This is a genomic window from Shewanella surugensis, assembly GCF_023284005.1.
Lineage (GTDB): Bacteria > Pseudomonadota > Gammaproteobacteria > Enterobacterales > Shewanellaceae > Shewanella > Shewanella surugensis.
Map to the genome: position 1 here is coordinate 121,606 of NZ_JAKIKS010000001.1, position 17,929 is coordinate 139,534.

Consider the following 17,929-nt stretch of genomic DNA (forward strand, 5'->3'; position numbering starts at 1 on the left):
GTTTATTGGTGGCGATTGGTTCGGTTGGATTAACGAGGAAGCGCTCCCTTTTATTATCAGGCTCAAGAAGAATGAAATCACGACCAATAGCCGAGGATTAGAAGTTGATATTCATGGGTTATTTTTTCATTTAAAAGCAGGTCAAACACAATCCTTAGCAGGGGCCCGCATCCTCTGGAATAAAAAGGTTTATTTAGCCGCTAAACGTTTGTTAGATGGAGAATTGCTTATTATCGCTACAAACCATTTGTTACCTGATAGTGTTAACGTTTATTTGAAGTGCTGGGAAATTGAAACATTATTTGAATGCTTAAAAGGGCGTGGATTTAATTTTGAGGACACCCGAATTACTGAGCGAGAACGAGTGAGTAAAATGATTGCTGTTCTATCAATTGCATACTGTTGGGCTCACAAAATGGGGGAATGGCGCCGAGAACAAGGCGATGGGGTCAAAACGAAAAAACACGGGAGGCTCGAAAAGAGCTTATTTCGACACGGATTAGATTTATTGCAGCAAATATCCATCGGCTCATGCCGTGTTATAAAAACCATTAACCGTTGTTTGAATTTACTCATCCCAAGACCGATTCAGCCCAAAAAGATTGAGCTGTTCATATGGTGAACAAGAAAATGTCGTGTACAGGGATCATCTTTATGACTGATACTACATGGGATTATGTGCATGCAACCCATTGGACTAAAAACGTTTTTATTATTTATAGACTTTCTTGTAGGCTTCGATCATAAATGATATTGCGATGAATATCTTTTGGGTTAATACTCTAGTGGAAAACAGTATTGCGAAGCAAGTGACTTGACCCTTTGGCGAATTCAACCCGCAAGTGCAACACTCGCCTATGCCGCCTGACGTAGCTCTTCAAATGTTACTTTAACCCTCTTTTAGCCCATTGAATATCACTCAAATCCAGTTAAACATAAACCCCGATTGTCATCTCGGAGTTACTTAATGACTCTCTGACAAATATTGCCATCACTCCTTGATGATCCTATTGCTCGCTAACCAAACACATAACACATGACCAAAAAGATTTAACCGCGTGTAACTTAATCGATTTTTTTAATCAATTTCATACTCTACTATTTCACTAAAAATTCAAAAGTATGGATAACATGACCGTAATAAATCATTCCATTTTAAATGCAAAAGTTGTGTGTAAACTATCACTATTTAGTCAAGCTACTTCCAAACTTTACCACCACTCAACAAATTGTTTATTAAGTCTTTATAATGTATCGCCGTCGAATGCAGAATCCACTATTGAGTGAAGATTAGTGGTATGACATTGCCTCGGAAAGTAACAATGTCATATAGCACTTAAGTATAATACCTGATTTTATCTCATCACCTATTTATTTAGATTATCTGGCGAATTAAATTCTAATAAAAAAATAATAAGGGTTGTATGAAAAATAAAATATTACTAGCGACATTACTAACATCATTCATTTCATTTGCAGCATCTGCAGACAGTGAATTAAGTCCTTGGTATGTCGGGGCAGGTCTTGGCATCAATGATTATCAGAACCAATGTGCCAAGAGTGTAACAACATCTTGTGATGACAATACCCCTTATGGATGGGAGTTGTTCACAGGTTTTATGTTCAACCAATATATTGGTATCGAACTGGGTTATCGAGACTTAAGCAAAGCCAATTGGACAAATTTCAACGGCGAAGTCAATGATTACGGCTCTATCGATACTAAAGGTACCACATTAGGCCTAGTCGGTTATTACCCTTTCGCCGAACGCTGGAATCTTAATGCCGAAGTCGGGGCGATGCGTTACACTTCGAAGATCACCAATCAATGGGGTGATGTTTTTGGTGATAGCGAGACAGGGCATCATACCGATTACACTCCTTATATTGGCGCAGGTGTTGGTTTTAATGTTACTGACAACGTCATGCTCTCCGTTTTATATCGACATTATCAAGATTTGAACCCTACTCAAAACAATTTCTACGATCTGGAAAACAATTACTGGGGCATTAAACTGAGTTATCGCTTTGGCAGCAAGGCAAAAAGTCTACCTACGAGCACAGCGATAGTGACCAAGGTAGATACGATTGTTGCAGATAAAGTCCCCCTCATTGATACTCCTTATCGATTTGATATTGATTCAAAGTTTGATCATGACTCCACAGTCATTAATGAAGCCGCTTATCAAGACATTAAAAAAGTGGCTGATTTTATGAAAGCATACCCGAATAGCAAAGTCACGATATCGGGTCATGCTTCTAATATTGGCTCGGCGAAATATAATCTGTCACTATCAACACGCCGCGCTCAGGCCGTTGAGGCACTGTTAATTTTGAAGTTTAATATTGACCCTTCTAGAATTACCTCAAAAGGCTATGGGTTCACTCAGCCACTCATTAAAGGTCATTCGGCCGCTGCAAATGAGGTTAATCGTCGAATTGAAGCGGAAATAACAATAACGTCACCCACCCCGTAATATTTTTAATGACATAATTGACATAAATAAGGACCTGAGCGATTAACTGGGAATATCGTTGAGTCCCCCTCCCCTTATTTTCCCACTTTTTATAATAGAGAGTGGGATTTCACAACCTTTAATCGCACAAAATCTTACGTAAAAGTAGGTTTACAGCATTTAACAATGAATGGCTTCCTTGTTTTTTTATCAACAAATCAATGTCTGCTAAGCCAGTACTTCGAGTCCCTTATTAGCAACAAGATTGAGTAACTTGAGTGAAGTGCCACGCGGTTTTTTACTGCCTTGCTCCCACTGCCGAATGGTCGATGGACTCGTATTGAAGTAAGCGGCACTTCTTGTTTAGGCCAGTGTTTGACTCACATGCATTTGTTCACGAATTATCTTGAATACGTACAGCATCATACAGCCCAACTTCAGGAAAACAGAAGGTAACAATGTAAATTTAACAATGGGCGGCTTAGTTGATTGCTCTGATTAAATAGACAAAAGGCAAGCGATTTAACGCTTGCCTTTAACGTCAGACTAAGTGCTATTGAGTTGGCATTGGCAGGATTTCAAATAGGCCATCAAAGGTATCGAGTCCGTCTACAAGTTTACTTAATAAATCTGCATCCCCCTTAACTTGAGCTTGACCAGAATTAAGCAACTCTTTTAGCTCAACTTCTTTAAGAATAATCTTAGTGAAGTCTGTTTTATCGATGACTAACTCAACATCAACAATAGGCAACTTGTCTACAGCGATGTTTGACATGTTAGCATTGGATACCTCGCCATAGTATTGCTCGCCTAAGTCCGGGTGAGAGACTGCAAAGTTAAAATCTAGGTTTGTAGCCTCTGCTTTTTCAGCATTTAACCTAACAGCCATGAAGTCGAGGAACATACCTGTTGGAGTATTCGCAATAACATCAGAAGATGCCATTTTAATTGTTGGCTCAATCTTGCCTGTACGTAGCTCTACAGCACCTTGTAGATAGCTATTACGCCAAGCCATTGTTTCGGATTGATACCCCTGCTGTTCAAAACTATTGGCTAGTGCATTACGGTATTCAACGTTATTGGGATCACATTGAACTAAGTTATTGAATAGCTGTGATGCTGCTTGATACTCACCATCCTTAAAGTGCGACATACCCGCTTTGTAAAGTGTTTCTACACCAGAAGCTTCGACATAAACACATGACTTATCTTTAGTTTGTAATGGGTTCGTGTTGACAGGATTAAGATCATGGTAGCCAAGATATAAATTCACAACTGCACGCGCATTGTGGTTATATGAACCATGGTAACCGTTAGTATGCCATGTATCTAATTGTGCCTGAGGAACGAGTTTTTCAATTTCACGACCAACATCATTGATACTGACACCGTGGTTAGCCAATCTCATCGCTTGGTTGTGGATAAAGCCATAGTTGTCACGCTGTAGTGTGATGTAATCAGAGATTTCATTTTCACTCGTGTTAGGATCATTCCAAACAGGTGCAGAGTGAGCGGAGTGAATATTATCGACAAGGCCGCTATCAATGAAACGCATCTTCATTTCCGTTAGATACTTAGTCCAGATCAGGGAGTCACGCACTTTCGCGCCACGAAAGGTATAGATATTGTGCATACCATCGTAAGTAAGCTCTGCTGTATTTAAGCTTCGATACTTAGGTACATACATTACTACCTCAGCAGGTGCTTCGGCACCAGGCATGTTAATCATGTGGAAGTCTAGACCGTCGATGGTCACAACTTTTTCGCGCTCTTTAATTTCCACCGTTGGTGCGACTAAGGTTACCGTACCACGGGAAGTGCCAAGACCAAGAGCGTTATCAACGATACCTTTAGTACTATTTTCAAGATTCATGCCGTACTGGTAACCAGCACGACGTCCCATTGCGGTACCAGCAATAATATTTTCATCAGCAAGTTCTTTCAGGAAGTCCTTGGGTGCGTAAATTTCAGCATTATCGGCAAAGTCACCAGAATCAATAATGGCTCTAGAGCCTCCAAAATGATCTGCGTGCATGTGAGAGTAAATCATACCAGTGATTTTGTGCTTATCATTAATGGCAGGAAGATGTTTTTTCGCAAAATTCCAAGCGGCTGCGGCTGCAACATCAGAAAGAAGTGGGTCATGAATAACATAACCATTTTCAGTACGATAGATGGTCATGTTTGAAAGGTCAGCACCACGGATCTGATAGACGCCATCAGTGACTTCGTACAGACCCCCTGCCGCATAGTTAAGTAGGCCTTGACGCCACAGTGAAGGGTTTACAGAAGATGGGTATTTCTCAGGCGTTTGGCCATTCATGTAATCAAATCGATTCTTTAACTCACCCGCATCATGATCGTCAAATGCTGCAATGAGTCCTTGAGAAGTGCGTTCAAATGCAGCCCTATCAGCCCATGGTAGATTTTTTGCCACTTCTGCATTGGCTTTAACGGTATGCTTTGTCGCTGGCAGCCCCTCGTAGTTCTCTAGTGATGTGTAATCAGCATGTGCGCCGAAAGACATTAGGATTGCAAGAGAAACAGTCAATGGTGTGAAAATCTTGTTCATTTTGAGCCTCCAAAATTGTGTTTTTCAATTCTTGAGTTGAAATTACCACGTGAAAATATACGAATAAATAATCAATTTCGTATATAATACATAACAAGTTGCTATGTATTATCTAATGAAGTTAGACTGGTGTTCACATGTTGAATAAATTAGATTTAAACCTATTAACAGTATTTATCGCTGTTTACAGACATTGTTCTATAACGCTTGCAGCAGAAGAGATGGGGTTAACTCAGCCCGGTGTGAGTGGTCTACTGAAAAGGTTGCAGCAGCAGGTAGGCGTAGAGTTATTTGTCCGCTCAGGTAGAGGAATAGTCCCTACCACCCAAGCAAAAGAGTTGATCCGCACTGTGGAGCCCGCTCTTATTCAACTTAATAATGCAATCGAAAACTTAAAAACCTTTAGCATTGAGTCTTCAAGAACGTTTGTGGTTTACGCATCTGAGCCAGCAATGCTGTTATTGGCTCCAAAAATTGAAACAGACGATAGCTTGGGTAACATTAAGATAGAACTTCAATCTACATCTACAGATGATCAACAATTGGCAGATGATCTAAGTCGTAGCCAAGCTGATCTGGCTATTGAATATTCCAGTAATTATCGACCTTCCTTGTTTTCAGAAGAATTTCTAAAGGAAGACATTTGTGTGATAGCAAGAAAAGGTCATCCTCGTATTTCAGATCACATATCGAGGGAGCAGTATTACAAAGAAAAACACATCACCTTAAAGCTGCGCCGAGAAAATACCTATCTCATCGATTATTTTACAGAAGAAGCTATTGAAGATAGAAATATAGCCGCAGAATGTACCTCTCTTATGTCACAAATGGCAATGGTTTCAACGACGAATTCCATTGCAGTTATGCCTGTGAGTACCGCAAAACTACATGCGGATAATATGAGGATTCAGGTCATTAACAGCCCATTTAACACCCTGCCTGTTTTTTATCGAATGATTGCTCATAATCGAGAACGTAAAAGCCCCTCTAATATCTGGTTAAGAGAGAAATTGAAATCTTATTTTATTCAAGATAGTGAGGCCTAATAATACTAATCTGCACTTGTTACTTTTTCTTAATCTAAAAAAGCAGACAACTCACGAGCAAGGATGTTCAAGTGAAATTGACAACTCTCTTTTCTTTTAAATTTAACAATGGGTGGCTTAGTTAATTTTCATACAATAGCAATACTGGATACTTAAGCCATGAATACTTCGATGGAGATGACCGTTGTTTGACACGAGACAGTAATAACCATAACGCGCGAATTACTACACCGCTTTGCGCAGTTGCAACAGAGCTTTCTGAATGGGACTTCTAATATAAGTCACTCATATCAATTCCTACCATATCAGGAATATCACTGAAATCTCTGTCATCAGAAAAAGGGCCCTATTTCAAGCTGAGGCCCTAATGATGGTTAAACACTAATCGAGGAAAATGATAAAAGTAGAATTCAAAAAGAAGCTATAATAGCGTCTCAATAACGTATTTTCCCATCAGCCTGCGGAAGGCAATAAATACAAAAAAGGTTACAAGTTGAGAAACTCTAGCCAGTATCTGAATAGTTAAACGCTAGTTGATAATAACCCTATAATGTGGATGGGGCTCCACGATCTTAACCTGCGGCAGGCAATCAATACAATTGAACCAATGTAATCCAAACACACTGACGGATTACAATACTTATTACCCCATCGAAGTGGCTGAGATCATTCAATCAAAAATAGCGTGAGAGAGGCACGGGCGGCTCCTTAACATCCATGTTATCACCGCATTTGTGAATCCTTTCACATCACGTCGAGATAGCCTTAGTTGAGTCAGGACGACGAATATGAGGCGATAGCGAGACTGTGAATAAAATAGTGAGGTGTTTAACTTCGTCTGGGGCAGCAAAGGTGATCCAAGAGGGGATTGCTGTCGATCCCCTTTTGGCCTAGTGTGGATGGGGATCCACGACCTTAGCCCGCTGCAAGCGATAAGTCACTCTGAAGTAAATTAATCAAATACACTTAAAGATGACAATTTCACATAGGAATGTTACCCGCTTTCATTTAAAGCTTACGCACGCAGGGAGATTATTAGAGGGCGAAGTTTTACAGTGTAAAACGTTCTGAGCGAGAGATCGGGCCGTTCCTTAGCATCCTTGTTATCACGGCATTCATAAATCCGTTTATATCGACGTCTAACTGGCTTTTAGATAAGGATATCGATAAGGACGAGCAGTCCTCTTTACCCCACTCTCTATTACAAGAGGGAGTGGGCACTCACGACATTATCTTCACCGCAGGTGAGTGTTATCAATAACCCACCAAAAATCAGATACAAAAAAACCTCAGTCCTTTTGCTAATACTCGCGCAAGACACTGAGGTTTTTGATGAAGCTAAGTTGGAAAATTTAACCCTTAACTCGCTTAGTGAATAGCATAAGCGCTAAATCATCATAGGCTTAGGTATAATTACATCATACCGCCCATGCCACCCATACCGCCCATGCCACCCATGCCGCCCATATCTGGAGCAGCAGGTGCATCTTGAGCCACTTCAGCCACCATAGCTTCGGTGGTGATCATTAAGCCTGCAACCGATGCCGCAAACTGTAATGCACTACGGGTCACTTTAGTTGGGTCAAGAATACCCATTTCTAGCATGTCACCATAAGTATCGTTACCGGCATTGTAACCATAGTTACCGCTGCCGTTTTTCACATTGTTCGCGACAACAGAGGCTTCTTCACCCGCATTAGAGGCGATTTGACGAAGCGGTGCTTCCATGGCGCGAAGGGCAATAACAATACCGTGCTTTTGATCTTCATTAATCACGTCAAGCTCACCAATCTTACTGGCAGCGCGGATCAATGCAACACCACCACCTGAAACCACCCCTTCTTCAACGGCGGCGCGAGTCGCGTGTAATGCATCTTCTACACGGGCTTTCTTCTCTTTCATTTCAACTTCAGTCGCTGCACCGACTTTGATGACTGCAACACCGCCAGCCAATTTGGCCATACGCTCTTGCAATTTTTCTTTATCGTAATCAGAACTTGATTCTTCAGCTTGAAGTTTAATCTGTGTCACGCGTGATTGAATTTGCTCTTGCTCACCGGCACCATCAATGATAGTCGTATCATCTTTGGTGATCAGTACGCGTTTCGCTGTCCCTAAGTCTTCAAGGGTGGCTTTTTCTAGTTCTAGACCAATCTCTTCAGCGATAACTGTACCGCCCGTTAAGATGGCAATATCTTGTAGCATAGCTTTACGACGATCACCAAAACCAGGCGCTTTAACGGCAGCGACTTTAACGATGCCGCGCATGTTGTTCACAACCAATGTTGCTAAGGCTTCACCTTCAACATCTTCGGCAACAATCAATAATGGCTTACCCGTTTTCGCTAATCCTTCAAGGATAGGTAATAACTCACGGATATTAGAAATTTTCTTATCAACAAGTAGAATATAAGGGGTTTCTAATTCAACACTGCCTGTTTCTGGCTTATTGATGAAATAAGGAGAAAGGTAACCGCGATCAAACTGCATGCCTTCAACAACATCCAGTTCATTTTCTAACGCTTGACCTTCTTCAACTGTGATAACACCTTCTTTACCAACACGCTCCATGGCCGTGGCGATGATTTCACCAATTGACTCATCTGAGTTGGCTGAAATCGTACCGACTTGAGCAATAGCAGTGTTATCGGCACACTCTTGCGATAATATTTTTAATTCAGCTACCGCAGCAATAACCGCTTTGTCGATACCACGCTTAAGATCCATTGGATTCATGCCTGCGGCAACCGCTTTTAGACCTTCGGTAACAATAGATTGTGCTAACACTGTCGCGGTTGTGGTGCCATCACCAGCAGCATCATTGGCTTTAGAAGCAACTTCTTTCACCATTTGCGCGCCCATATTTTCAAACTTATCATCAAGTTCGATTTCTTTGGCTACCGTCACACCATCTTTAGTGATTAACGGCGCGCCAAAGCTTTTATCCAGCACGACATTACGCCCTTTTGGGCCTAACGTTACTTTAACTGCGTTGGCCAGTACATTGACGCCCTTTAACATTTTTACGCGTGCGTCATTACCAAATAATACTTCTTTAGCTGTCATTTTGATTATCCTTTAAGTTCTTTAATGCTTAATTTAAGTGCTACTTATTAGGTGAGCGACTTAATCATTAAGTTCGGTATTGGTCTATATGAATGAGAGGGTGATTAGCCCACTACCGCCATTAGATCGGATTCAGAAAGGATCAGTACTTCTTCACCATCAATCTTTTCTTTTTTAACGCCATAACCTTCATTAAAAATAACCATGTCACCCACTTTCACGTCTAATGACATTACTTCACCATTATCAAGAATACGGCCATTACCCACTGCGAGAACTTCACCTCGGCTCGACTGCTCTGCCGCACTTCCGGTCAGCACGATACCGCCAGCTGACTTTGATTCAACTTCTGAACGTTTAATTATGACACGATCATGTAATGGACGAATATTCATCGATGGATGCTCCTAGTAGGTTTTCCAACATTCATTGTTGGTCTTAAACAAATGTAATGGGCACTTTCATTCATAAAAATGCCGTTTATGTACGATATATGGGGGCAAATTAAGCACTTCCAAGGGGGGCTTTAAAAAAAATTCATTTTTATTGGCAAGATTTTATTAAACTTGAATAGATCCTGTTAGAATCTGCTTTTAATACCTGATTTGACAGACTTCTGAATGAATGACAGACATGGGCTACTCACTCAGCCTATTGGTCGTGTGCTATTGAAAATGAGCCTAGGGAACCTGATTGGTATCTTAACCATTTTGGGATTTAGTCTCGTTGATACTTTTTTTATCAGCCAATTAGGCACTCACGCCCTCGCCGCCATCAGTTTTACCTTTCCCATCACCTTGATTGTGTCGAGTATTGGCATCGGGATTGGCGCAGGCATCTCAACCAACCTTGGCCGTTTAATCGGCAGTAATAATCAGCCGCAAGCGAGACTTTTTTTACACGACACCTTGCTCATTACCTGTGCACTAATCTGCGCTGTCTCCTTGCTAGGCAGTTTAACGATCACGCCATTATTTACCTTATTGGGCGCCACTCCGGCCAGTTTGTCTTATATCCAAGATTATATGTTGCCTTGGTATTTAGGCGCACCGCTACTCGTTGTCCTCATGGTCGGCAATCAAGCGCTTCGTTCCACCGGTGACACTCGCTCTCCAGCGATGATCATGTCACTGGCCGCCATTATCAACCTGATCCTCGATCCCTTACTGATTTTTGGTCTCGGCCCTTTCCCGCGACTGGAAATGCAAGGCGCTGCCATTGCGACTCTGATCGCGTGGTTAGTGGCTTTTTTACTGTCAGGTTATCTGCTGATCATCAAAAAAAGAATGTTGCAATTCGCTCGAGTTGATTTCAAGCGCTATCAAAAAAACTGGAAAAAACTAGCCCACATCGCCCAGCCCGCCACCTTAATGAATTTATTAAACCCTATTGCCAATGCCTTAGTCATGGCGATGCTTGCCAGACAAGATCATCTCGCTGTGGCCGCTTTTGGTGCCGGTATTCGACTCGAGTCACTCATGCTCATTGTGGTGATGGCGCTTTCATCCAGTCTGGTGCCTTTTATTGCTCAAAATCTGGGTGCAGGACAAAACGCGCGCGCCCATCATGCGTTAATGTTATCGCTTAAATTTATTTTTATTTTTCAAAGCTTACTTTATTTACCTCTCATATTACTCGCCACCCCTGTGGCAATGCTTTTTAGTCAAGATCCTCAGGTAGTTACTTGGTTAAGCTTTTATATTCAAACTCTTCCTAGTGCTTATGGCTTCTTAGGGATCATTATTTTAGTGGCGACCAGCCTAAATGCTTACCATAGGCCCATGAGTTCATTAGTGATTAATGTATGCCGATTATTTTTCCTTATGCTGCCATTAGCCGCGTTGGGCTCTTATCTTTATGGCGTAGAAGGCTTGCTTTTAGCCCTGCCTATCACTAACGCCTTAATGGGAATAGCCTGTTATATTCTCGCCACTAAAATCTGCGAGCCTTAACGCCGCCTTTTAAAGGTTCCCCATACAAGCCATAAAAATAATCAATAAATAGACTTTAGTTTTATTGTATCGTCTCTTTTTTGAACTAGTCTATATTCATCCTCAACAAACATTGAGGAAAAAATAACATGTCGTTATGGAAGACGATTACATTTAAAAGGAATTATTCGTAATGAAAAAAAATCTCATCTCTCTGGCACTCCTGTGCAGCGCCAGTGCACTCCCAATATTATCTGCCACCGCAGCCGTGCCTTCTTACGGTGTACTCGTCATGGACAGAAGTGGCTCAATGATGAGTACGCGTACCGACGGTCAAAGTCGCTGCTCTTACTCCAAATAAGAAGCGATTGATAAAGTGTCTCGCTTCTTCTTTAACGTCAATATTAACGGGCAACTCATCGAGGTGCGCACCTTTAATTCTGCCAATAACATGCAGTCAGTGACGGGCGGTTTCGTTGATTTTGTCGGTGCAATGACCGCCATGAACAACCTCGATGCCGAAGGCTGCTCTGGCAGTACCGCGCTTGCTCAAGCCATGTGTAGCGCCGCCGATGATCTGCGCGCACAATTTACAGGAGAAGCCAATAACGGCGCAACATTACGCGTTTATGGTTCAACTGATGGCGATGAAAATTCAAGCCCATCAACGCCTTGTGGTGGCAGTAACTGGCAAGATGAAGTACGCAGTAAATATGTCGTAGAAACACCTGCTGTAGAATTTAATCCAACCATCTTTACGGGCACCGTCAGCATTACTAGCCAACATCTTGATGCCGTTGAGCAAGACAGTGGCAAAAAAGGAGTCATATCCACTCGCAGCAGTACCTTTGAGTTTCTTCAAGAACTCGCCGTGGCAACAGGCGGGGAAATTGAGTTAATCAGCGATAGTGATGGCGACAACCCTAATGAGCCATGGTTTGATAAAGGTAAATAGTTCGATGAAAGGCAAGCAATCGATTGACACATATTAGGCCTAGCCCCAAGAAGACTTGGTTCGCTAACCCATCGATTCCATACGACATGTGGCCTAATATTGTTCTGAAAAATGATTAAATCAAATATCAATAAGTCACTGCATATTATGTGTGCTTATTGATGTTTTTTTGTTACAAGAACACCGCAATCAAGTCGTAGCCTCACTTGCAAGGATACGTATGTTAATTTATTGTTTAATAAGTTTATTTGTCTTTTAATCTGGCTCGTTAGACAATATACATCCCTTCTATAACACAGCAAAAACCTTAACGATTATGTGGATTGAATAACACTCTTCACTTAGGTATAGTTTGCGGCAAAATAAGAATAAGACATTTTTTTGTCTTTTTTCAATAAGACTTTACCTCACAATTTAGGAGCCATGGATGAAACTTTCATTTAGCAGTATAACGTTAGTGCTACTAACCTCTCTCATCAGCGGTTGTAAACCCGCCACCAGCACTGTCGCCATTGACCCTATTCGTCCCGTAAAGTTAATGACCATAAACAGCCTTTCTCAAGGACAAGATCGTACCTTTCCGGCAAGAATAGAAGCAAACCAAGAAGCAAACCTCAGTTTTCGTATTGCTGGACAAGTTATCGCCTTACCTTTACTTGAAGGACAAGAAGTGCAAAAAGGCGAGTTACTGGCTCAACTTGATGACAGAGATGCCCATAACGCCTTATTAACGCGCGAAGCAAATTATGATTTAATCAGTGCTGACTTTAAACGTAAGACTCAGCTATTGAAGAAAATGCTCATTTCTCAAGCCGAATTTGACACTGCCAAGGCCGAATTAAAATCAACTAAAGCAGCATTAGCCAATGCCCAAGATCAACTCAGTTACACACAACTGAATGCGCCTTTTAGTGGGACTATCGCTAAACGTATTATTAATAATCATCAAATTGTTCAGGCCAACCAAGCGGTACTGACATTACAAAAGAACGCCACCATTGATGTGGTCATTCAAGTGCCTGAAACCTTAGCCGCATCGATTAAAGATTATGATGAAGCCCGCGCTCGCCATGCGCAAATCACCTTTAATGCAAAGCCCGAACGTCACTACCCAGTAACATTGAAAGAATATTCAACAGAAATCACTCCCGGCAGTCAAACCTATACGGTCACCTTTAGTTTGCAACAGCCCGATGATCTGAATGTTTTCCCCGGCATGAGCGCTGAACTGACCTTAGACTTAGTCAAAGCCGATCTTAGCACTGCCCCGATATTATTACCCCAAACGGCCCTTGCTAAACGTGATAGTGATAATGCCAGTATTGTGTGGATTTTCGATGACACCACTCAAACGGTCCATTCGAGTGTGATCTCGATTGGCGCGGTTCATGCTGATGGTATCGAAGTCCTCAGTGGCATAAAACTGGGTGAGCAAGTGGTTGTTGCAGGCATACAACACTTAAATGAAGATATGAAAGTAAAAGCGCTACGCTGGCAACGAGGAGTTTAGTCATGAACATAGCGCAATATGCTATACAGCATCGAGTTATTAGCTGGATGTTCGCCTTACTTCTGTTAATTGGTGGCGGTTTATCCTTTTTTAAATTAGGTCAACTTGAGTTTCCTGAATTTACCATTAAACAAGCGTTAGTGATCACGGCTTATCCTGGCGCTTCTCCTGAGCAAGTTGAAGAAGAAGTCACCTTGCCTTTAGAAGATGCATTGCAACAACTCGATAGTATTAAACACATTACCTCCATTAATAATGCAGGCATGTCGCAAATACAAATTGAAATAAAAGAGAATTACCCCAGCAATGTCTTACCGCAGATCTGGGATGAAGTCAGACGTAAAATCAGTGATACGGTGCCTAAATTACCACCCGGTGTAGCCACGCCTGCTGTCATCGATGACTTTGGGGATGTTTACGGCATTTTGTTCAATATTGCAGGTAAAGGCTTTAGCACCCGAGAATTACAAAACTATGCTGACTTTGTCAGACGCGAACTGGTGCTCGTGCCGGGGGTGAAAAAAGTCACCATTGCCGGAAAAGTCACCGAACAAATAGTTGTGGAAATATCACAGCAAAAACTCAATGCTCTGGGACTTAATCCTGACTACATTTACAGTTTAATTAATCATCAAAATGGGGTATCTAACGCCGGCAGTATTCGTGTAGGCGATAATCGTATTCGTATTCATCCCACAGGCGAATTTCACAGTATCAATGAAATGGAGCACTTGTTGGTGAGTGCGCCGGGTAGCCAGCAACTGGTTTATCTAGGGGATATTGCCAAGGTTTATAAAACCAATGATGAAACCCCCAACAATTTATACCGCAATCAAGGTGCTAGCGCGTTATCAATGGGCATTTCTTTCTCGAGTGGCGTCAATGTTGTCGATGTCGGCCAAGCTGTCGCCAAACGCCTAACAGAACTTGAAAGTGAACGTCCTTTCGGCATTGAGCTTAATCAAGTCTATGATCAAGGCAAGATGGTCAATCAAACCATCAATGGCTTTTTAATCAATTTAGCCGAGTCTGTGGCCATTGTGATTATCGTGTTGCTGGTGTTTATGGGCGTTCGCTCAGGCTTACTAATGGGAGTGGTATTATTGCTCACCATTTTAGGCACCTTCATTGTGATGAGCATGCTCAATATTGACCTACAAATTATTTCCTTAGGGGCATTGATCATTGCCTTAGGCATGCTGGTTGATAATGCCATTGTGGTCACAGAAGGGATTTTAATCGCGCTTAAACGCGGTCAAACTCGACTCGATGCCGCTAAAAGTGTCGTGAATCAAACCCAATGGCCCTTATTGGGCGCGACTTTCATCGCTATCATCGCCTTCGCCCCAATTGGTTTATCGGATACGGCGACCGGTGAATTCTGCGTCTCTTTATTCCAAGTATTACTGATCTCACTCTTTATCAGTTGGATCACGGCCATTACCTTAACGCCTTTTTTCTGTCATCTGTTATTTAAAGACGGCAAAGTCGAAGATGCGGGTAATGAGGATCCTTACAAAGGTTGGTTATTTAACCTTTATCGCCAACTGCTTGGTTTTTGCATGCGTTTTCGCTTATTGACCTTAGCCGTAGTGATAGCAGCCCTGGTGTTGTCTATGTCTGGATTTGGGCACATCAAAAATGTGTTCTTTCCGGCGTCAAATACGCCGATATTTTTTATTGACGTTTGGATGCCAGAAGGCACCGATATTCATGCGACTGAACATTTTGTCTCAAAATTAGAGCAACATATTCAGCAGCAACAAGATCAACAAGACGTCGGGGTCGTCAACATCACGACGGTAATAGGCCAGGGCGCTCAACGTTTTGTGCTGCCTTATGTCCCCGAAAAAGGCTACCCAGCCTACGCTCAGCTCTTAATTGAGATGAATGATTTACCAAATTTATATGCCTATATTAAAGCGGTATCCCATGATTTGCGTCTACACTTTCCTGAAGCACAATACAGCTTTAAGTATCTAGAAAATGGCCCAGCGCCTGCGGCAAAAATTGAAGCTCGTTTTTACGGCGAAGATCCCATCGTTCTGCGCCAGCTTGCTGCCAAAGCTGAAGTCATTTTAAAAGCAGAGCCTAGCGCTGACAGTGTCAGACATAATTGGCGCAATCAACTGTTAGTGATCCGTCCTGAAATCGCGACTGCCCAAGCACGAGAAGCGGGGATCAACAAACAAGATATTGATAATGCTTTACTCATCAATTTCGGGGGGAAAACCGTGGGTGTCTATCGTGATAACAGCCATTTATTGCCCATTATCGCCCGCTCACCCGATGAAGAAAGACTCGATGCCGATAGCATTTGGAAACTCCAAGTGTGGAGCGGTGAAAACAATATGTTTGTGCCTGGCACGCAAGTGATCTCAGCCTTTGATAGTCAATGGGAGAATCCACTGATCATGCGCCGCGATCGTAAGCGCGTCATTTCAGTGATGGCTAACCCCAGTCTTGATAGCGATGAGACGGCCGACTCGGTCTTTAGAAAAATCCGCACTGAGGTTGAAGCCATCCCCCTACCTGTGGGCTACGAGCTTGAGTGGGGCGGCGAATATGAAACCTCAACAGAAGCGCAAAAATCAGTGTTTAGCTCAATCCCTATGGGTTACCTTGCCATGTTCTTAATCACTGTATTGCTGTTTAACTCAGTCCGTCAACCGATTGTCATTTGGTTTACCGTGCCGCTGGCCTTAATTGGCGTGGTATCGGGACTGTTATTATTTGATGCCCCCTTTAGCTTCATGGCGTTACTCGGACTACTTAGTTTAACAGGGATGATCATTAAAAATGGTATTGTGTTGGTTGACCAAATTAATCTCGAACTCAGTCAAGGCAAAGAAGCGTATTACGCTGTGGTTGACTCTTCCGTCAGTCGTGTTCGCCCAGTATTGATGGCCGCGATTACCACTATGCTAGGTATGCTGCCATTATTAACCGATGCCTTTTTTGGCTCTATGGCCATCACTATTATCTTCGGATTAGGTTTTGCCTCGGTATTGACGTTAATCGTCCTGCCCGTCACTTACACTTATATTTGTGGCGTATCGATGCCGAATAAAAAAGCCAAACAAAGCAGTATTAAGCAGCCTGTCACGGCGCAATAACAACACTGTTTCAACCGTAAACAAAAAAGCGCTGACATTGACATGTCAGCGCTTTTTTAACGATTGAAGCAAATTCGATAAGCCACTATGTATTAATTGCTATGCAACGCCGAATTTAACTCAATCGTTTTAGGGTTCGGTTTACAAAAAACTTGGCCCGTCTGCGAATCTTGAATAAAGAGTAATTTCTCACGGCCTGACAGCGCCATCGCTTTAACAATATTATCACCTGCAGCAACACTATTGCCGCCTAAATCCACGGGCTTATCTTGCGCATCTAATAGTGACACTTTCATGCCTGCATAAATATACAAACCCGCCGCAATGGTTGAACCAAAGCCTAATGAAATGCCCGTACCTGAATTCGCGCCTAACAAGCATTTCTCACCGATACTAATGACATTATTATTACCACCCGATAAGGTGCCCATGATAGATGCGCCACCACCAATATCACTGTCTTTTTTGACAAAAACACCTGCAGAAACCCGCCCTTCAACCATGGCGTTACCTTCTGTTCCCGCATTAAAATTAACATAACCTGCTGGCATTACAGTGGTGCCTTCACCTAAATAAGCACCCAGACGTGCGCGCCCCACATCGGCAACACGCACCCCCGTTGGAATATGATAATTGAGCATGTAGGGGAATTTATCCACATGGGTCACAGTGAGCGGCTTGCCCGCCAGTAAATAACTCACACGCTGAGTTTCAACATCGGTAGGCAGCATTGGGCCTACATTCGTCCAAGCCACATTGGTTAATTGACCAAATGCGCCATCAAGACACAAACCATGAGGCTGCACTTTACGTTGAGATAAACACTGAAGTTTAAAGTAAGCTTCTTCCGCACTCGCTACCGCTTGCGCGCCATCAAACAAATAAAAGACACCAATATCGGTTTGACCATAGTCATTTTGAGGCTCTGGATTATCGACTAAGGTTTTGAACAATTGCACATTAGCATGGGCGTCGAGTGAATCATGAAAAGGGGCAAACTGATTAAACACTTCATTGAGCGTCTGTGCAGATAAAGAAACAAAACCACTCGCTTGCTGAAAGCCAGTTGCCTTTAATAACACCGCTGCGGTACCAAAATTAACATCAAAATTAATCAGAGGATACAGCACATCTAACGTTGCATCACCTTTACTGCGGCGAACGCCTAAACCGAACGCGACGGGTTTTTGATATTGACTATCGGCTTGGATCTCTGTGACATACTGCGTAAATGCTTCTTTTGTGCTGATCATCTTGGTCTCTTATTAATGAATAAA

Annotated in this window: 12 protein-coding genes; 8 read left to right on the forward strand and 4 right to left on the reverse strand. The window is 42.4% G+C overall.

Translation table 11 applies throughout. From position 1 onward, the window contains the following. Positions 1–4: 4 nt before the first annotated feature. Both L2764_RS28100 and L2764_RS00530 read left to right on the forward strand, forming a co-directional pair. Positions 5–622, forward strand: a complete 618-nt coding sequence (locus L2764_RS28100; protein ID WP_376708359.1) for a transposase — start codon at positions 5–7, stop codon at positions 620–622. Between the two features lie 802 nt (positions 623–1,424). Then, the gene (locus tag L2764_RS00530; protein ID WP_248938284.1) at positions 1,425–2,477 is read left to right on the forward strand and encodes an OmpA family protein; all 1,053 of its coding nucleotides are present in this window, start codon (positions 1,425–1,427) and stop codon (positions 2,475–2,477) included. A 532-nt stretch (positions 2,478–3,009) separates the two neighbouring features. Here L2764_RS00530 and L2764_RS00535 read toward each other — a convergent pair. Then, positions 3,010–5,028 carry an alkyl/aryl-sulfatase gene (locus L2764_RS00535; RefSeq protein ID WP_248938285.1) on the reverse strand — a complete coding sequence of 673 codons (2,019 nt, stop codon included), beginning with the start codon at positions 5,026–5,028 and terminating at the stop codon, positions 3,010–3,012. 137 nt (positions 5,029–5,165) lie between these two features. Between L2764_RS00535 and L2764_RS00540 the strand changes: the two genes are divergently transcribed. After that, complete coding sequence (locus L2764_RS00540; protein ID WP_248938287.1) at positions 5,166–6,074, forward strand: LysR family transcriptional regulator; 909 nt, start codon at positions 5,166–5,168, stop codon at positions 6,072–6,074. 1,413 nt (positions 6,075–7,487) lie between these two features. Here L2764_RS00540 and groL read toward each other — a convergent pair. Both groL and L2764_RS00550 read right to left on the reverse strand, forming a co-directional pair. Next, positions 7,488–9,140, reverse strand: a complete 1,653-nt coding sequence (gene groL / locus L2764_RS00545) for a chaperonin GroEL (RefSeq protein WP_248938288.1) — start codon at positions 9,138–9,140, stop codon at positions 7,488–7,490. Between the two features lie 104 nt (positions 9,141–9,244). Next, positions 9,245–9,535, reverse strand: a complete 291-nt coding sequence (locus tag L2764_RS00550) for a co-chaperone GroES (RefSeq protein WP_248938289.1) — start codon at positions 9,533–9,535, stop codon at positions 9,245–9,247. A 225-nt stretch (positions 9,536–9,760) separates the two neighbouring features. Here L2764_RS00550 and L2764_RS00555 point away from each other — a divergent pair, with 225 nt between their 5' ends. From L2764_RS00555 to L2764_RS00575, 5 genes are all read left to right on the forward strand, one after another. Beyond that, positions 9,761–11,092 (forward strand): MATE family efflux transporter, encoded by a 1,332-nt coding sequence (locus L2764_RS00555; RefSeq protein WP_248938290.1) that lies wholly within the window; start codon positions 9,761–9,763, stop codon positions 11,090–11,092. A gap of 172 nt (positions 11,093–11,264) precedes the next feature. Beyond that, positions 11,265–11,432, forward strand: coding sequence for a hypothetical protein (locus L2764_RS00560; protein WP_248938291.1), 168 nt, complete (start codon positions 11,265–11,267; stop codon positions 11,430–11,432). Positions 11,433–11,447: 15 nt separating this feature from the next. Continuing rightward, entirely contained in the window at positions 11,448–12,026 is a 579-nt protein-coding gene (locus tag L2764_RS00565) for a VWA domain-containing protein (RefSeq protein WP_248938292.1), read from the forward strand. A gap of 427 nt (positions 12,027–12,453) precedes the next feature. Then, a complete protein-coding gene (locus L2764_RS00570; protein ID WP_248938293.1) occupies positions 12,454–13,536 on the forward strand; it encodes an efflux RND transporter periplasmic adaptor subunit in 1,083 nt (360 codons plus the stop codon). Between the two features lie 2 nt (positions 13,537–13,538). Continuing rightward, on the forward strand, positions 13,539–16,652 hold the full coding sequence (locus L2764_RS00575) for an efflux RND transporter permease subunit (protein ID WP_248938294.1): 3,114 nt from the start codon (positions 13,539–13,541) through the stop codon (positions 16,650–16,652). A gap of 92 nt (positions 16,653–16,744) precedes the next feature. Here L2764_RS00575 and L2764_RS00580 read toward each other — a convergent pair whose 3' ends face one another. After that, the gene (locus tag L2764_RS00580) at positions 16,745–17,905 is read right to left on the reverse strand and encodes a tetrahydrodipicolinate N-succinyltransferase N-terminal domain-containing protein (RefSeq protein ID WP_248938295.1); all 1,161 of its coding nucleotides are present in this window, start codon (positions 17,903–17,905) and stop codon (positions 16,745–16,747) included. Positions 17,906–17,929 lie beyond the last annotated feature (24 nt).

Coding starts and splice junctions, on each gene's coding strand:
- L2764_RS00535 (WP_248938285.1), bottom strand. CDS start 5,028: ATGAACAAGATTTTCACACCATTGACTGTTTCTCTTGCAATCCTAATG.
- L2764_RS00575 (WP_248938294.1), top strand. CDS start 13,539: ATGAACATAGCGCAATATGCTATACAGCATCGAGTTATTAGCTGGATG.
- L2764_RS00555 (WP_248938290.1), top strand. CDS start 9,761: ATGAATGACAGACATGGGCTACTCACTCAGCCTATTGGTCGTGTGCTA.
- L2764_RS00540 (WP_248938287.1), top strand. CDS start 5,166: ATGTTGAATAAATTAGATTTAAACCTATTAACAGTATTTATCGCTGTT.
- L2764_RS00530 (WP_248938284.1), top strand. CDS start 1,425: ATGAAAAATAAAATATTACTAGCGACATTACTAACATCATTCATTTCA.
- L2764_RS00570 (WP_248938293.1), top strand. CDS start 12,454: ATGAAACTTTCATTTAGCAGTATAACGTTAGTGCTACTAACCTCTCTC.
- L2764_RS00580 (WP_248938295.1), bottom strand. CDS start 17,905: ATGATCAGCACAAAAGAAGCATTTACGCAGTATGTCACAGAGATCCAA.
- groL (WP_248938288.1), bottom strand. CDS start 9,140: ATGACAGCTAAAGAAGTATTATTTGGTAATGACGCACGCGTAAAAATG.
- L2764_RS00550 (WP_248938289.1), bottom strand. CDS start 9,535: ATGAATATTCGTCCATTACATGATCGTGTCATAATTAAACGTTCAGAA.
- L2764_RS00560 (WP_248938291.1), top strand. CDS start 11,265: ATGAAAAAAAATCTCATCTCTCTGGCACTCCTGTGCAGCGCCAGTGCA.